This window comes from Pseudoduganella plicata, assembly GCF_004421005.1.
Taxonomy (GTDB): domain Bacteria; phylum Pseudomonadota; class Gammaproteobacteria; order Burkholderiales; family Burkholderiaceae_D; genus Rugamonas; species Rugamonas plicata.
On the sequence record NZ_CP038026.1, the window covers coordinates 1,852,372 to 1,866,268 of the forward strand.

The 13,897-nt window shown below is 63.5% G+C and carries 14 protein-coding genes; 1 reads left to right on the top strand and 13 read right to left on the bottom strand.

The window, feature by feature from the left end; all coding sequences use genetic code 11:
• Positions 1-51: 51 nt before the first annotated feature.
• Complete coding sequence (uvrB, locus tag E1742_RS08145; RefSeq protein WP_134384413.1) at positions 52-2,136, top strand: excinuclease ABC subunit UvrB; 2,085 nt, start codon at positions 52-54, stop codon at positions 2,134-2,136.
• A gap of 54 nt (positions 2,137-2,190) precedes the next feature.
• Here uvrB and E1742_RS08150 read toward each other — a convergent pair whose 3' ends face one another.
• The 13 genes from E1742_RS08150 to der form a co-directional block, all read right to left on the bottom strand.
• Entirely contained in the window at positions 2,191-2,838 is a 648-nt protein-coding gene (locus E1742_RS08150; protein WP_134384414.1) for an SdpI family protein, read from the bottom strand.
• Complete coding sequence (locus E1742_RS08155; RefSeq protein ID WP_134384415.1) at positions 2,835-3,122, bottom strand: autorepressor SdpR family transcription factor; 288 nt, start codon at positions 3,120-3,122, stop codon at positions 2,835-2,837. The genes E1742_RS08150 and E1742_RS08155 overlap by 4 nt, the downstream gene beginning before the upstream one ends.
• Before the next feature lie 179 nt (positions 3,123-3,301).
• Complete coding sequence (locus E1742_RS08160) at positions 3,302-3,715, bottom strand: lysozyme inhibitor LprI family protein (protein WP_134384416.1); 414 nt, start codon at positions 3,713-3,715, stop codon at positions 3,302-3,304.
• A 35-nt stretch (positions 3,716-3,750) separates the two neighbouring features.
• Entirely contained in the window at positions 3,751-4,401 is a 651-nt protein-coding gene (locus E1742_RS08165; protein WP_134384417.1) for a hypothetical protein, read from the bottom strand.
• Positions 4,402-4,410: 9 nt separating this feature from the next.
• Positions 4,411-5,007 (bottom strand): MarC family protein, encoded by a 597-nt coding sequence (locus tag E1742_RS08170; RefSeq protein WP_134384418.1) that lies wholly within the window; start codon positions 5,005-5,007, stop codon positions 4,411-4,413.
• A 228-nt stretch (positions 5,008-5,235) separates the two neighbouring features.
• Positions 5,236-5,781 (bottom strand): phosphoribosyltransferase, encoded by a 546-nt coding sequence (locus E1742_RS08175; RefSeq protein WP_134384419.1) that lies wholly within the window; start codon positions 5,779-5,781, stop codon positions 5,236-5,238.
• A 25-nt stretch (positions 5,782-5,806) separates the two neighbouring features.
• Entirely contained in the window at positions 5,807-7,120 is a 1,314-nt protein-coding gene (locus E1742_RS08180; RefSeq protein ID WP_134384420.1) for an adenylosuccinate synthase, read from the bottom strand.
• A gap of 5 nt (positions 7,121-7,125) precedes the next feature.
• Positions 7,126-8,286, bottom strand: coding sequence for an ATP phosphoribosyltransferase regulatory subunit (locus E1742_RS08185; RefSeq protein ID WP_134384421.1), 1,161 nt, complete (start codon positions 8,284-8,286; stop codon positions 7,126-7,128).
• 196 nt (positions 8,287-8,482) lie between these two features.
• Positions 8,483-9,361, bottom strand: a complete 879-nt coding sequence (gene hflC / locus E1742_RS08190) for a protease modulator HflC (protein WP_134384422.1) — start codon at positions 9,359-9,361, stop codon at positions 8,483-8,485.
• The gene (hflK, locus tag E1742_RS08195) at positions 9,362-10,642 is read right to left on the bottom strand and encodes an FtsH protease activity modulator HflK (RefSeq protein ID WP_134384423.1); all 1,281 of its coding nucleotides are present in this window, start codon (positions 10,640-10,642) and stop codon (positions 9,362-9,364) included.
• 3 nt (positions 10,643-10,645) lie between these two features.
• Positions 10,646-11,791, bottom strand: a complete 1,146-nt coding sequence (hflX, locus tag E1742_RS08200; RefSeq protein ID WP_134384424.1) for a GTPase HflX — start codon at positions 11,789-11,791, stop codon at positions 10,646-10,648.
• A gap of 64 nt (positions 11,792-11,855) precedes the next feature.
• Positions 11,856-12,092 (bottom strand): RNA chaperone Hfq, encoded by a 237-nt coding sequence (gene hfq / locus E1742_RS08205; protein ID WP_008450615.1) that lies wholly within the window; start codon positions 12,090-12,092, stop codon positions 11,856-11,858.
• Between the two features lie 458 nt (positions 12,093-12,550).
• Complete coding sequence (der, locus tag E1742_RS08210; protein ID WP_134384425.1) at positions 12,551-13,894, bottom strand: ribosome biogenesis GTPase Der; 1,344 nt, start codon at positions 13,892-13,894, stop codon at positions 12,551-12,553.
• Positions 13,895-13,897: the final 3 nt, after the last annotated feature.

Here is a 13,897-nt window from a genome sequence, read left to right on the forward strand (position 1 = left end):
TTGCGGGCAAAGCTGACTGCCAGCTCACTATTCTAACAAAGGTCTGACTTCATGGCTGATTTATCACTTGCCGGTGGCCCCGAGCCTACCGTCATCACCTTCCCGGACTCGCCGTTCAAGCTGCACCAGCCCTTCCCGCCTGCCGGCGACCAGCCCAGCGCCATCGAACAGCTGTGCGAAGGCATCTCCGACGGGCTGTCGTTCCAGACGCTGCTGGGCGTGACGGGTTCCGGCAAGACCTACACCATGGCCAACGTGATCGCCCGCATGGGCCGGCCCGCCATCGTGTTCGCGCCCAACAAGACGCTGGCCGCGCAGCTCTACAGCGAGTTCCGCGAGTTCTTCCCGCAGAACGCCGTCGAGTATTTCGTCTCGTACTACGATTACTACCAGCCGGAAGCCTACGTGCCGCAGCGCGACCTGTTCATCGAGAAGGACTCGTCGATCAACGAGCACATCGAGCAGATGCGCCTGTCGTGCACCAAGTCGCTGATGGAGCGGCGCGACGTCGTCATCGTCGCCACCGTGTCGGCCATCTACGGTATCGGTAATCCGAACGAATACCACCAGATGATCCTGACCCTGCGCGCCAAGGACAAGGTCAGCCAGCGCGACATCATCGCGCGCCTGATCCAGATGCAGTACACGCGCAACGAAGTGGACTTCGGCCGCGGCACGTTCCGCGTGCGCGGCGACACGCTCGACATCTTCCCGGCCGAACACGCCGAGCTGGCCGTGCGCCTGGAGCTGTTCGACGACGAGCTGGAGTCGATCCAGCTGTTCGACCCGCTGACCGGCCGCGTGCGCCAGAAGATCCCGCGCTTTACCGTCTATCCCGGCTCGCACTATGTGACGCCCCGTTCGACGGTGCTGCGCGCGATCGAGAGCATCAAGGCGGAGCTGCGCGACCGGCTGGAATTCTTCCGCCAGGAAGGCAAGCTGATTGAAGAACAGCGACTGGAACAGCGTACCCGCTTCGACCTGGAGATGATGGCGGAAATCGGCTTCACCAAGGGCATCGAGAACTACTCGCGCCACCTGTCCGGCGCCATGCCAGGGCAACCGCCACCGACGCTGATCGACTACCTGCCGAAGGACGCGCTGATGTTCATGGACGAATCGCACGTCCTGGTCGGCCAGCTCTCCGCGATGTACAACGGCGACCGCTCGCGCAAGACGAACCTCGTCGACTACGGCTTCCGCCTGCCGTCCGCGCTGGACAACCGGCCGCTCAAGTTCGAGGAATTCGAGAACAAGATGCGGCAGACGATCTTCGTCTCTGCCACGCCGGCCGACTACGAGAACTCGCATGCGGACCAGGTGGTGGAACAGGTGGTGCGGCCGACGGGCCTCGTCGACCCGCTGGTTATCGTGCGCCCTGCGCGCACGCAGGTGGACGACCTGATGTCCGAGATCACCGACCGCATCGCCAAGAACGAGCGCGTGCTGGTGACGACGTTGACGAAGCGGATGTCCGAGCAGCTGACGGAATACCTGTCGGATCACGGCATCAAGGTGCGCTACCTGCACAGCGACATCGAGACGGTGGAACGCGTGGAGATCCTGCGCGACCTGCGCATCGGCACGTTCGACGTCGTCGTCGGCATCAACCTGCTGCGCGAGGGCCTCGACCTGCCGGAAGTGTCACTGGTGGCGATCCTGGACGCGGACAAGGAAGGCTTCCTGCGCTCCGAGCGCTCGCTGATCCAGACGATCGGCCGCGCTGCCCGTAACCTGAACGGCGTCGCGCTGCTGTACGCGGACCAGATGACGGACTCGATGAAGAAGGCCATCGACGAAACGGAGCGCCGCCGCGCCAAGCAGATCGCGCACAACCTGAAGCACGGCATCATCGCGCGCGGCGTCAACAAGGTCATCCGCGACATGATCGACGGCGTCTACGATCCGAACAAGGAGTCGACGCAGCTCGAGGCGGCCCAGGAGACGGCCAAGTACGAGACGATGAGCCAGAAGCAGGTGTCAAAAGAAATCAAGCGCCTGGAAAAGCTGATGGTCGAACACGCCAAGAACCTGGAGTTCGAGAAGGCCGCGCAGGTGCGGGATCAGCTGCATCTGTTGAAGGAGCAGCTGTTCGGGGCGCCTGGAGCGGATGTGATTTCGATTACCGGCAAGTAGCCTGCCCTGCCTGACGAAGAGCCGCCACCGCCACAGCGGTGGCGGCTTTTTACGTTACAGCTCCCCTGCCCGCTCCAGCCGTTTGTACAGCAGCAGCGAATAGATCACGGGCCACAGCGGCATGATCACAAGAAGGGCAAGCAGCAGCGCCTGCCCTACGTCAGCCAGCACCGCCAGCAAACCCGCGAGCCCAGTACCGACCAGCACCTTGCCTCCTAGTCGATGGGTGGCGTACCAGACCTTTTCGCTCGCCAGTGTCCACGGCGTGCGGATCCCGACGAAGAAATTCCGCCTGACCTTTCCCATCGGATTACCGATAAGGATGAGCGACATGAACGTAATCCCCATCAGCATGCGGCCGATATCGAGATCGCCGTGCCAGACTGCGGCAAGCACTGTGACCTGAATGGACGCAAACACGATGACGAGTATGGTGATCAGGTGATCGAACGTGGCAGCGAACGCCTCGATGCTGAATCCCTTCGGCGACAGCCACGGCAGCAAGCCGCGCAAGCCCAATATAGCGACAATCAGCAATGGCCCGCTCAGCCAGACGTGCCAGCGCGGACCGTATGCGTCGATCTCGCCTTTCAGGTTCCAGTGTATCGGGACGACTTCCGGAAGCTGCGCATAGACATATGCGGTCAACGCGAGCGTTACAACCAAGGCTATGACGCAAGTGATCAGGTGACGCCTGTTCATGTCTTCCTCCTTGTTCGCTGTGGTTCGGTAACGTCCAGCATCCACGCGACGACATCCTGCAGCACAGTCGTATTCAGGCCATACCAGATCGTCTGGCCTTCGCGCCGGCGAGTAATAAGGTCGGCGTCGGCCAGAACAGCGAAATGGTGCGACATCGTCGGCCGGCTCATGTGGAAGCGTTCGGCCAACTGGCCAGCGGTCATTTCGCCGTCGCGCAGCAGGCGCAGGATTTCGCGCCTGGCCGGATCGGCAATAGCCTTGAAGGCGTCGGCGCTGGCAGTCATGTGTCGATGTAGGTCTAATTAGATAACTATCTAAATATAGAACGGAATCGGGTTCGATGCAAGCGTAGTGATGTCGCTGGCTGAACGTCGGGACAGACTCCTGTCACAGGGCGATTGTCCGGAGACACGAGCCAGCCCCCTATACCTCGTCGCCCCCGCCGTTCGGCTGCCCCGATGGCTTATTGATAGTGCCCATGCCCGCGCTCGAGCATATCCTTCAGCATCTTCGTGCGCTGCTGCGTCAGGTCCTTCTTGCGCATCATGAAGGACATCCCCTCCATCGAGCCCCAGCACATGCGGGGGTTGTCGCTGTCGCAGGCGAAGTGGGCTTCGAGTTCGGCGTCGCGGAATGCCAGCCATGCTTTCTGCGCCGCGCGCAGCTTGGCGATAAACACCTTGTCGTCCGCCTCCTTGCGCAGCAACGCCTGCCACGTGGCGTTCAGCTCCTTGTCCGCCTTCCTGAAGTCGTCCGCCGCGCAGGCATTCAGCTCCTGCTGGCCGCCAGACGGGTTGCAGCGGATCTCCTGGCCCGCAGCGCTTGCGAGGAACGCCAGGCTGCAAGCCACAGCGGCGATGGGGGTGGTCCACTTCATTGCGACTCCTTTTATTGTAGCGTTGAAACGGAGTGTCATTCGGCCGGCGCGGGCGTGAATTCGAGCAGCTCGCTCGACTCGTGAAACCGCACGCGGCCCACGCTGTCCAGGTGCTCGCGCACGATGCACGCCATGCCTTTCAGCTCGGGCACATACCAGTAGGTCGTGCGGGTCTTCTTGCGTGCACCGAGGCCATCGGCGCCCACGTCGAAATCGTTCAGGTCCGTGCGCTCGCTGCGGATGACGGTGGCCCGCCAGGAGCGCGGGCCTACTTTCACCTCTTCGTGGCTCGTCACGGTCAGCCACTCCTCCAGCGACTCGTGGTCGACCCGCGCGTACCAGCTCTTGCCGGTCGGCAGAGGCTCGTCGCAGGTTATCCCACCCGGCAGTGCCTTGCCGACCGGGATATCGAAAAGGCAGCTGTCGCTGGCGGTGCCCCCGTGGGGAGTTCCGCTGTCGGACGAAGGGGGGTCGACCTGATACCGATAGAACACGGGCTTGCCTACGATGTTGAGGTAAGACGCCACATAGCGGTCGGTGGTGATGTTGGTCTTGTAGCGTGGGGGCTGGAACGTCTCGACCGTTGTACGGTAAATCCAGCGATCGCCCAGCACTACATTATCCTGCGCCACCGCCGGGCCGCACAGCAGCACCGCAGCCAGCCAGCATCCTGCGCGCATGCTCATACGCCCTCCTCACAAGGTCTTGACGAACTCCCGAATCCCGCCCAGCAGCATCTCCACGGCCATCGCGGCCAGTATGAGGCCCATCAGCCGCTCGAACGCCGTCATCACCTGCGTGCCCAGCACCTTCTGCAGCCGCTCGGCGCCGAGGAACACGGCCAGCCAGATCACCACCACTGCAGCCAGCGCGGCCACGTGCATGACGACTTCGCCCGTGCTCTCGCGCGAGAACAGCAGCACCGTCGCCAGCGCCGACGGACCGGCCAGCGCGGGAATGGCCAGCGGCACAATGAACGGCTCGCCGCCATCGGACTTGCCCAGCACACCGTCCGGGTGCGGGAATACCATCCGGATCGCGATCATCATCAGGATCACGCTGCCGGCGATGCGCAGCGACACTTCGGAAAGGCTCAGCGCCTGCAGGAAGTGGCGGCCGAAGAACATGAACGTCAGCAGCACGATAAAGGCAATGAGGCACTCGCGCACGACGATTCTCGGGCGCTTGGCCGGCGCGACGGGCGCCAGCGCGGTGGCGAACAGCGGCACATTGCCGAACGGGTCGGTCACGAGCAGCAGCAGGATGAAGGTCTGGAAGAAGCTTTCGGTCATGATTTACTCTTGTTCTTATTGGCCTGCCGCCATGGTAGCAGCGGCGATAAAAAAATGGCGGAAGGCTGTGCAGCCTTCCGCCATCTCATTTTCTTACGCACGTCTAGGGGCCCCGAGAAACCGTAGCGGGCATCGTCAGGTGCCGTCGAGGGGCGGAGCCGTATGCTCTATACGGCGAGCAGCACAGGCGGCATCCTGGCGATGCGCAGTAGGTTTATCGGGGTCCCATCACGACTGGGACTCGCCCTTCTTGATCCACGCCGCCAGCTGGTGCGGGCGCAGGCCGTCGTAATCCTCGAACGGCTGGTGGATCCACGGGTTGTGCGGCAGTTCTTCCATCTGGTAGTCCGGCTTGAAGGCGGAGCAGCCCTTCGTCCAGATCACCGCGGAGCGCACTTCTTCCACGCCTTCGAAATTGTCCTTCAGGTGCGCGATGACCTTCGTCAGCGTCACGCCCGAATCGGCCAGGTCGTCGACCAGCAGGATCTTGCCTTTCAGCGGGCCCTTCGTCATCGTCATGTACTTGGCGATGTCCAGGTCGCCCTGCGTCGTGCCCTTGTCTTCGCGGTAGGAGCTGGTCGACAGGATCGCCAGCGGCACGTCGAAGATGCGCGAGAACACGTCGCCGGGGCGCACGCCGCCGCGCGCCAGGCACAGCACCATGTCGAATTTCCAACCCGATTCGTAGACCTTCAGTGCCAGGCGCTCAACCAGGCGGTTGTACTCGTCCCAGGTCACCCACAGGTGCTTTTCGTTGGATTGCGGAGCGTTCATGTGATTCCTTTACCTCTTGATTCTGTTATTCGAACGGGTGACGCAGGACGATCGTCTCTTCGCGGTCAGGGCCGGTGGAGACCATATCGACCGGCACGCCGACCAGTTCTTCGATACGCTTGATGTAGGCACGTGCGGCGGCAGGCAGCGCGGCCAGCGACTTGGCGCCGACGGTGCTGTCGGTCCAGCCGGGCATCTCTTCGTAGATCGGCTCGCAGCGCGCGGCTTCTTCGGCGCCGACAGGGAAGATGTCGGTGCGTACGCCATCGACCATGTAGCCGGTGCACAGCTTCAGCGTTTCCAGGCCGTCCAGCACGTCCAGCTTCGTCAGGCACATGCCCGAGACGCCGTTGATCTGCACGGAGCGGCGCAGCAGCGCGGCATCGAACCAGCCGCAGCGACGGGCGCGGCCCGTGACGGTGCCGAACTCGTGGCCCACTTGCGCCAGGTGGTGGCCCACGCCGACATCGGTCGGCAGCTCGGACGGGAACGGGCCCGAACCGACGCGCGTCGTGTATGCCTTGGTGATGCCCAGGATGTAGTGCAGCATGTTCGGACCCACGCCCGAACCGGCGGCGGCGTTGCCGGCCACGCAGTTCGACGACGTGACGAACGGGTAGGTGCCGTGGTCGACGTCCAGCAGCGAGCCTTGCGCGCCTTCGAACAGCAGGTTGGCGCCGGCCTTGTGGGCGGCGTACAGGGCGCTCGACACGTCGGTGACCATCGGGCGCAGGCGCGGCACGTAGGCCAGCGCGTCGTCCAGCGTCTTCTGGTACTCGACCTTCGGCGCCTTCAGATAGTTTTCCAGCACGAAGTTGTGGTAGTCCAGGTTCTCGGCCAGCTTCTCGGCAAAACGCTTTTCGTTCAGCAGGTCGGCAACGCGGATGGCGCGGCGCGCCACCTTGTCTTCGTAGGCCGGGCCGATGCCCTTGCCCGTCGTGCCGATCTTGGCCGCGCCGCGGGCGGCTTCACGGGCCGCATCCAGCGCGGCGTGGTAAGGCAGGATGACCGGCGAGGCTTCCGACACTTTCAGGCGCGACGCCACTTCGACGCCGACCGCTTCCAGCTTGTCGATCTCGCGCAGCACGTCCGGCACGGAGACGACGACGCCGTTGCCGATGTAGCAGGCCACGCCCGGGCGCATGATGCCCGACGGGATCAGCTGCAGTGCCGTTTTGACGCCGCCGATGACCAGCGTATGGCCCGCGTTGTGGCCGCCCTGGAAGCGCACCACGCCTTGCGCGTGTTCCGTCAGCCAGTCGACGATTTTGCCCTTGCCTTCATCGCCCCACTGGGTACCGATAACGACGACGTTTTTTGCAGTGATTTTCTTTGACATCACACTTAACCTAAGTTTTTAAGAATCCAGTTACTACCACTATCGTCGAGCACCAGCGCACGGTCGCACTCGAACTCGTCCTGTTCATTGCTGTGACCCGGCAAAGACTGGATCACCACCTCGCCGGACTTGCGCAGCTCGGCGATTTTTTCCTTCAGTTCCGGCGCATTGCCCCACGGTGCGCGGATCGCGTGCTTGCGGTCCGCCGTGGGCAGCAGGCGTGCCAGTTCGCGCAGGTCCATCGAGAACCCCGTCGCGGGCCGGGCGCGGCCGAAGGCCTCGCCCACGTGATCGTAGCGGCCGCCACGGGCGACGGCGTTCGGCAGGCCAGGCACGTACAGCGCGAACATGGCGCCGCTTTCGTACTGGTAGCCGCGCAGGTCGGCCAGGTCGATGGCCACCTCGGCGCGGCCGATGGCCGATGCCGCCAGCGCGGCCAGTTCGGCCAGCGCCTTCGTGATGCCGGGGACATCCGGCAGCGCCGCGCGGGCCGCTTTCAGGACGTCGACGTCGCCATACAGGTTCGGCAGCGCCAGCAGCGCGGCGCGCGTGGTCGGCGCGTAAGCGGCGGTCAGTTCGGCCAGGCCCGCCACGTCCTTCGCGCGCAGCAGCTGCACGATGGCGATCTGGTCCTTGCCGGCGGCAGGGTCCAGCTCGAGGACCGCGCGCAGCACGCCCATGTGCGCCAGGTCGAGGCGCACTTCGGAGAAGCCGGCCAGTTCGAGCGACGCCAGCGCCAGCTCCTGGATCTCGGCATCGGCTTCCAGGCCGGCATGGCCATAGATCTCGGCACCGATCTGCAGCGGCTCGCGGGTCGTGTGCAAGCCCGACGGGCGGGTATGCAGCACGGGACCGGCGTAGCACAGGCGCGTGACGGTGGCGCGATTGAGCAGGTGCGCGTCGATGCGGGCGACCTGCGTCGTCATGTCGGCGCGCAGGCCCAGCATGCGCCCGGAGATCTGGTCAACGAGCTTGAAGGTGCGCAGGTCGGTGTCCTGGCCGGCACCGGCCAGCAGGGATTCGACGTATTCCAGCAGCGGCGGCATGACGAGCTCGTAGCCGTAGCGGCGGAAGTTATCCAGCATCAGGCGGCGCAGCTCTTCGATCTTGCGCGCTTCGGACGGCAGGACGTCGGCGATATGTTCAGGCAATAGCCAATTCGGCATGAGGGAACCGGTTGTTCGCAGTTGTTAAAAATCGATCAAGTCATCGACGCGGCGCAAGGGCGCACCGCTCGGCGGCGGAGGCCGAACCGCATATTTTACGCGAAAACCGTGATAAAGAGGAAAAAAAGGCCGCCCGGAGGGGCGGCCTTTTTCGGCTTGCTGCTGTCGGCTTGCCGACCAAACGTCCGCGACTACGTCATTTGCCGGCGCTGCCCGAGCCCTTGAAGTACTTGAAGAACTCCGAGTTCGGATCGACCAGCATCACGTCGGCCTTCGTCTTGAACGACGCGCGATAGGCTTCCAGGCTGCGGTAGAACTTGTAGAACTCCGGATTGCGCCCGAACGCTTCGGCGTAGATCGCGCTGGCCTTGGCATCGCCCTCGCCCTTGATCTTCTCCGCTTCGCGATAGGCTTCGGCCAGGATCACCGTGCGCTGCTTGTCGGCATCGGCACGGATCTTTTCCGAGTCCGCCGAGCCCGTCGAACGCAGCTCGTTGGCGACGCGCATACGCTCGGCCTTCATCCGTTCGTAGACCGAGTTGTTGATCTGCTCGACGTAGTCGACGCGCTTCAGGCGCACGTCCAGGATCTGCACGCCGATCTGGCGGGCTTCCTCGACCACCTTGCCGCGGATCGCTTCCATTACCTTGCCGCGCTGGCCGGAGATCACTTCGCGCACGGTGCGCTTGGTGATCTCGTCGTTCAGCGCCGCCTTGACGATCTGCGACATGCGGTCGCGCGCACGGCCTTCATCGCCGCCGAAGCTGACGAAATACAGCTTCGGTTCCACGATGCGCCATTTGACGAACGAGTCGACCAGGATATTCATCTTCTCGGCCGTGATGAAGCGGTCCGCTTCCGGCGAATCGAGCGTCAGGATGCGCTTGTCCAGGTACAGGATGTTCTGGAACGGCGGCGGCAGCTTGAAGTGCAGCCCCGGTTCGTTGATCACCTGCTTGACTTCACCCAGCGCGAAGACGATGGCGAACTTGCGCTGGTCCACCACGAAGACGGTGGACGACAGCAGCATCACGGCGATGAAGCCCGTGACGAGGAAAGTTACGATGCGGTTCATTTAACGGCTCTCCCGATCGCGCGACGATTCGCGCGCGCGGCGCGGATCGGTCGTGCTCATGGTGTTCTCCGGCGGCGGCAGCAGCACGGCCGACGGCGGCGGCGCCGTCACGTTGGCGCGGTTCGCTTCGGTGGCGGCCACCTGTGCGATCAGCTTGTCCAGCGGCAGGTACAGCAGGTTGCTGCCGGCCTTGGCGTCCACCATCACCTTGCTCGTGTTGGTGAAGATCTGCTGCATCGTGTCCAGGTACATGCGGTCGCGCGTCACGCCCGGCGCCTTCTGGTACTCGGCCAGCACGGACTTGAAGCGGTCGGCGTTACCGGACGCGTTTTCGGTGACCATCGAACGGTACGCTTCGGCTTCCTGCAGCAGGCGGAATGCATAGCCGCGCGCCTTCGGAATGATGTCGTTGGCGTAGGCCTGGCCTTCGTTCTTCTGGCGCTCGCGGTCCTGGCCGGCCTTGACGGCGTCGTCGAACGCGGCCTGCACCTGCTCGGGCGGCTGCACGGCCTGCATCGTCACGTTGGTGACCATGGCGCCGGAAGCGTAGCGGTCCAGGATCTGCTGCATCAGCTGCTGCGTCTCGTACGCCACCTTCTCGCGGCCTTCGTACAGCACGAAGTCCATCTTGCTCTTGCCGACGATCTCGCGGATCGACGTCTCGGCCACCTGGCGCACGGTGTCTTCCGCATCGCGGTTGTTGTACAGCCAGGCGCGCGGGTCGGACAGGCGGTACTGCACGGCGAACTGGATGTCGATGATGTTCTCGTCGTCCGTCAGCATCAGCGCCTCGGCGGGCTGCTTGGTGCGCACGTTGCCGCGGTAGCCCACTTCGACGGTGCGGACCTGCGAGACGTTGACGGTCTCGTTGGCCTGGAACGGATACGGCCAGCGCCAGTTGAAGCCGGCCGGCGTTTCGTGGCTGTAGCGCCCGAACGTCGTGACGATGCCCTTCTGGCCTTCCTGGACGATGAACGCCCCGCTGGCCAGCCACACCAGGACCGCGATGGCAGCGACGGCGCCGACGGTGATGCCGGCACCTTTCAGTTCGCCGCCACCGCTGCCGCCGCCGTTGCCACCACCGCCGTTGTTGCGGTTCTTGTTGAACAGGCCGTTCAGGCGCTGATTGAAATCGCGCCACAGCTGATCGAGGTCCGGCGGTCCTTCACCGGGCTTTTTGCCTTCCTGGGCCTGCCTGTTGCCGTCCTTGTCCGAGCCCCAGCGGGGGTCGTTCAGCGACAGCTTCAGGCCTGTTCTTTTCTTTAGAGAGGGAAAAGGCATGTCTTAGTGTGTTCCGCCATTGGTAAATGTGGAGATAGCGTCCGGCGCCGTATCGTCGCGTGGACGGAGGTCGGCTTCCTGCTGATCCCTGGCTGCCTCGGTGATGGCGTCGCGCAGCAGGTCGAGTCCAACGCCTGTGCGCGCGCTGATGAAAACGCGTGAAATTTTATCATATTCATCACGTTCCACCGCCGGCTCCTGCCCCGCCGCGTCGATCTTGTTCCACACCAGAATCTGTGGAATGTGATCGGCGCCGATCTCGGCCAGGACCATGTTGACCTGCTCGATCTGCTCCATCTTGACGGGGCTGGCCGCGTCGACGACGTGCAGCAGCAGGTCGGCATGGATCGTCTCTTCCAGCGTGGCGCGAAACGCCGCCACCAGCTGGTGGGGCAGCTCGCGCACGAAGCCGACCGTGTCCGAGATGACGACGTGGCCCGCTTCCTCGCCCATGTACATGCGGCGCGACGTCGTGTCCAGCGTTGCGAACAGCTGGTCGGCAACGTACACGCCGGCCTTCGTCATCGTATTGAACAGCGTCGATTTGCCGGCATTGGTGTAGCCGACGAGGGAGACGGAGAACGTCTTGTTGCGGCCACGGGCGCGCCGCTGGGTTTCGTGCTGCTTGCGCAGCTTGGCCAGCCGCGCGCGCAACGCCTTGACCCGCTCGCCGATCAGCCGGCGGTCGGTCTCCAGCTGGGTTTCCCCGGGACCGCGCAGGCCGATACCGCCCTTTTGCCGTTCCAGGTGAGTCCAGCCGCGGATCAGCCGCGTGGAAAGATGCTGCAGCTGTGCCAGCTCGACCTGCAGCTTGCCCTCGTGGCTCTGCGCCCGCTGGGCGAAGATGTCGAGGATCAGGCTGGTACGGTCGAGCACGCGCACGTTCAGGCGTTTCTCGAGATTGCGCTGCTGGGCCGGCGACAGCGCATGGTTGAAGATGACGATTTCGAGCCCCAAGTCCTGTGCGGCATGACCGATCTCGTCGGCCTTGCCGCTGCCGACGAAATAGGCCGCATCGGGACTGGAGCGCTTGCCGGTAATGGTCGTGACCGGATCGGCTCCCGCGGACCGCGCGAGCAGCATCAGTTCGGCGATACTGGCGTCGAAATCGCCCTGACCGAAATCCACACCAACTAAGGCTGCGCGCATACGACGGTCAGACGATAGTGAAGCGAAGGACGGTTAAACGGCGTTATCTGATCGATCAACGCGTTCACTCGGCCTCGGATTCGATGTTGAGATTGACGGCGCGGGCCGGGACGACGGTCGAGATGGCGTGCTTGTAGACCATCTGCGTCACGGTATTGCGCAGCAGGACGACGTACTGGTCGAACGATTCGATATGGCCTTGCAGCTTGATACCGTTGACCAGGTAAATCGAGACGGGAACGTGCTCTTTGCGCAGCGCATTCAGAAATGGGTCTTGTAACAATTGCCCTTTATTGCTCATAACAGCTCCAGTTTATGTTGTAGTGTTGGAATTGGAGGCGAAACGCTTGAATTCAAGTGCCGGCCACACCCCTTTTACAGAGGGAAAAAGCGCCCTCGGCATAGCAGGAATGCTTTGGGGCTACTGTAACCTGTTTTCGTGTTTTATGCAGTGGGGTTTGGCTTAAATCGTGTTGAGGGGGTCTGTCCCCGGCCGGTCGGCGCCGGTGGCTCCGCTGGGGTCTGTCCCGGTAAGTCATGGCCTTTGCTTTTGCCGTTATCGTCTCAAGGGGACGGACCCCTGACGGGGCCGCTGACTTCGTTAAAGCTAACACTTACCGGGAGCAGACCCCTGCGGATCAACGGCTGCGGTACAAGCCAGGGTCAGTCCCCTGATGAAGCCGCTGACGTCGTTGAAGCTGCGACTTGGCGGGGACGGACGCCAACTGCCGCGGGCCAAACCCGGGACAGCCCCTGAGCTTATTCCTTACGCTTGTCGAAAGGATTCTTGCCAGTACGCAGCTCGATGCGCAGCGGCGTGCCGACCAGCTTGAACGTGTCGCGGAAGTGCTTTTCCAGGTAGCGCTTGTACGGCTCGCTGATCGCGTCCAGCGAGTTGCCGTGGATGACGATGATCGGCGGGTTCATGCCGCCCTGGTGGGCGTAGCGCATCTTCGGCCGCAGGCCGCCCTTGCGCTTCGGTTCCTGCTTCTCGACCGCCTCGGCCAGCGCGCGCGTCAGCTTCGGCGTCGACAGGTCGGCCATCGCGGCCGCGTAGGCCGAGTCCACCGATTTCATCAGCTGGGCAATGCCCGTCCCTTTGAGCGCCGAGATGAAGTGCGTGTTGGCGAAGCTGAGGAAGTCGATCTTGCGATCCATGTCCATCTTGACCTGGTCGCGCTGGTCCGACGTCAGGCCGTCCCACTTGTTCACGGCCAGCACCAGGGCGCGGCCGCTTTCCAGGATGAAGCCGGCGATGTGGGCGTCCTGCTCCGAGATGTCCTGCTGGGCATCCAGCATCAGCACGACGACGTTCGCTTCCGAGATCGACTGCAGGGTTTTCACGACCGAGAACTTCTCGACCGCTTCGAACACCTTGCCGCGGCGGCGGATGCCGGCCGTGTCGATCAGCGTGTAGTGCTTGCCGTCGCGCTCGAATGGAATCTCGATCGAGTCGCGCGTGGTGCCCGGCATGTCGAACGCGATGACGCGCTCTTCGCCCAGCAGCGTATTGATCAAGGTGGACTTGCCCACGTTCGGGCGGCCGACCAGCGCCAGCTTGATGCCGCGCTCGGACGGCAGCAGTTCCTCGACATCTTCCGGGCGCGACGCAAACGCCTTGTCCAGCGCTTCCTGCACGAGGTCGTGCACGCCGTCGCCGTGGGCGCCGGAAATCGCGTACGGATCGCCCAGGCCCAGTTCGTAGAAGTCGGAGACGGCCGACGTGTACTTCATGCCTTCGGCCTTGTTCACGACCAGCAGCACCGGCCGGCCGCTCTTGCGCAGGAAGTCGGTAATGGTCTTGTCGTGGGGCGTCATGCCCTGGCGGCCGTCGACGAGGAACACGACGACGTCCGCTTCCGCCACGGCCTGCTTGGTCTGCAGGGCCATCTGGAACATGATGCCTTCCTTCGCGACCGGTTCGAAACCGCCGGTATCGATGACCAGGAAGGGACGTTCGCCAATGCGGCCCTCGCCATAGTGACGATCGCGCGTCAGACCAGGCAAGTCCGCCACCAGCGCGTCGCGCGAGCGGGTCAGACGATTGAATAGGGTCGATTTCCCGACGTTCGGGCGACCCACGAGTGCAATTACCGGCTTCATTCT

Excerpts from the sequence above, each read along its gene's own strand:
- uvrB (WP_134384413.1), top strand. The coding sequence starts at position 52 with ATGGCTGATTTATCACTTGCCGGTGGCCCCGAGCCTACCGTCATCACC.
- E1742_RS08150 (WP_134384414.1), bottom strand. The coding sequence starts at position 2,838 with ATGAACAGGCGTCACCTGATCACTTGCGTCATAGCCTTGGTTGTAACG.
- E1742_RS08155 (WP_134384415.1), bottom strand. The coding sequence starts at position 3,122 with ATGACTGCCAGCGCCGACGCCTTCAAGGCTATTGCCGATCCGGCCAGG.
- E1742_RS08160 (WP_134384416.1), bottom strand. The coding sequence starts at position 3,715 with ATGAAGTGGACCACCCCCATCGCCGCTGTGGCTTGCAGCCTGGCGTTC.
- E1742_RS08165 (WP_134384417.1), bottom strand. The coding sequence starts at position 4,401 with ATGAGCATGCGCGCAGGATGCTGGCTGGCTGCGGTGCTGCTGTGCGGC.
- E1742_RS08170 (WP_134384418.1), bottom strand. The coding sequence starts at position 5,007 with ATGACCGAAAGCTTCTTCCAGACCTTCATCCTGCTGCTGCTCGTGACC.
- E1742_RS08175 (WP_134384419.1), bottom strand. The coding sequence starts at position 5,781 with ATGAACGCTCCGCAATCCAACGAAAAGCACCTGTGGGTGACCTGGGAC.
- E1742_RS08180 (WP_134384420.1), bottom strand. The coding sequence starts at position 7,120 with ATGTCAAAGAAAATCACTGCAAAAAACGTCGTCGTTATCGGTACCCAG.
- E1742_RS08185 (WP_134384421.1), bottom strand. The coding sequence starts at position 8,286 with ATGCCGAATTGGCTATTGCCTGAACATATCGCCGACGTCCTGCCGTCC.
- hflC (WP_134384422.1), bottom strand. The coding sequence starts at position 9,361 with ATGAACCGCATCGTAACTTTCCTCGTCACGGGCTTCATCGCCGTGATG.
- hflK (WP_134384423.1), bottom strand. The coding sequence starts at position 10,642 with ATGCCTTTTCCCTCTCTAAAGAAAAGAACAGGCCTGAAGCTGTCGCTG.
- hflX (WP_134384424.1), bottom strand. The coding sequence starts at position 11,791 with ATGCGCGCAGCCTTAGTTGGTGTGGATTTCGGTCAGGGCGATTTCGAC.
- hfq (WP_008450615.1), bottom strand. The coding sequence starts at position 12,092 with ATGAGCAATAAAGGGCAATTGTTACAAGACCCATTTCTGAATGCGCTG.
- der (WP_134384425.1), bottom strand. The coding sequence starts at position 13,894 with ATGAAGCCGGTAATTGCACTCGTGGGTCGCCCGAACGTCGGGAAATCG.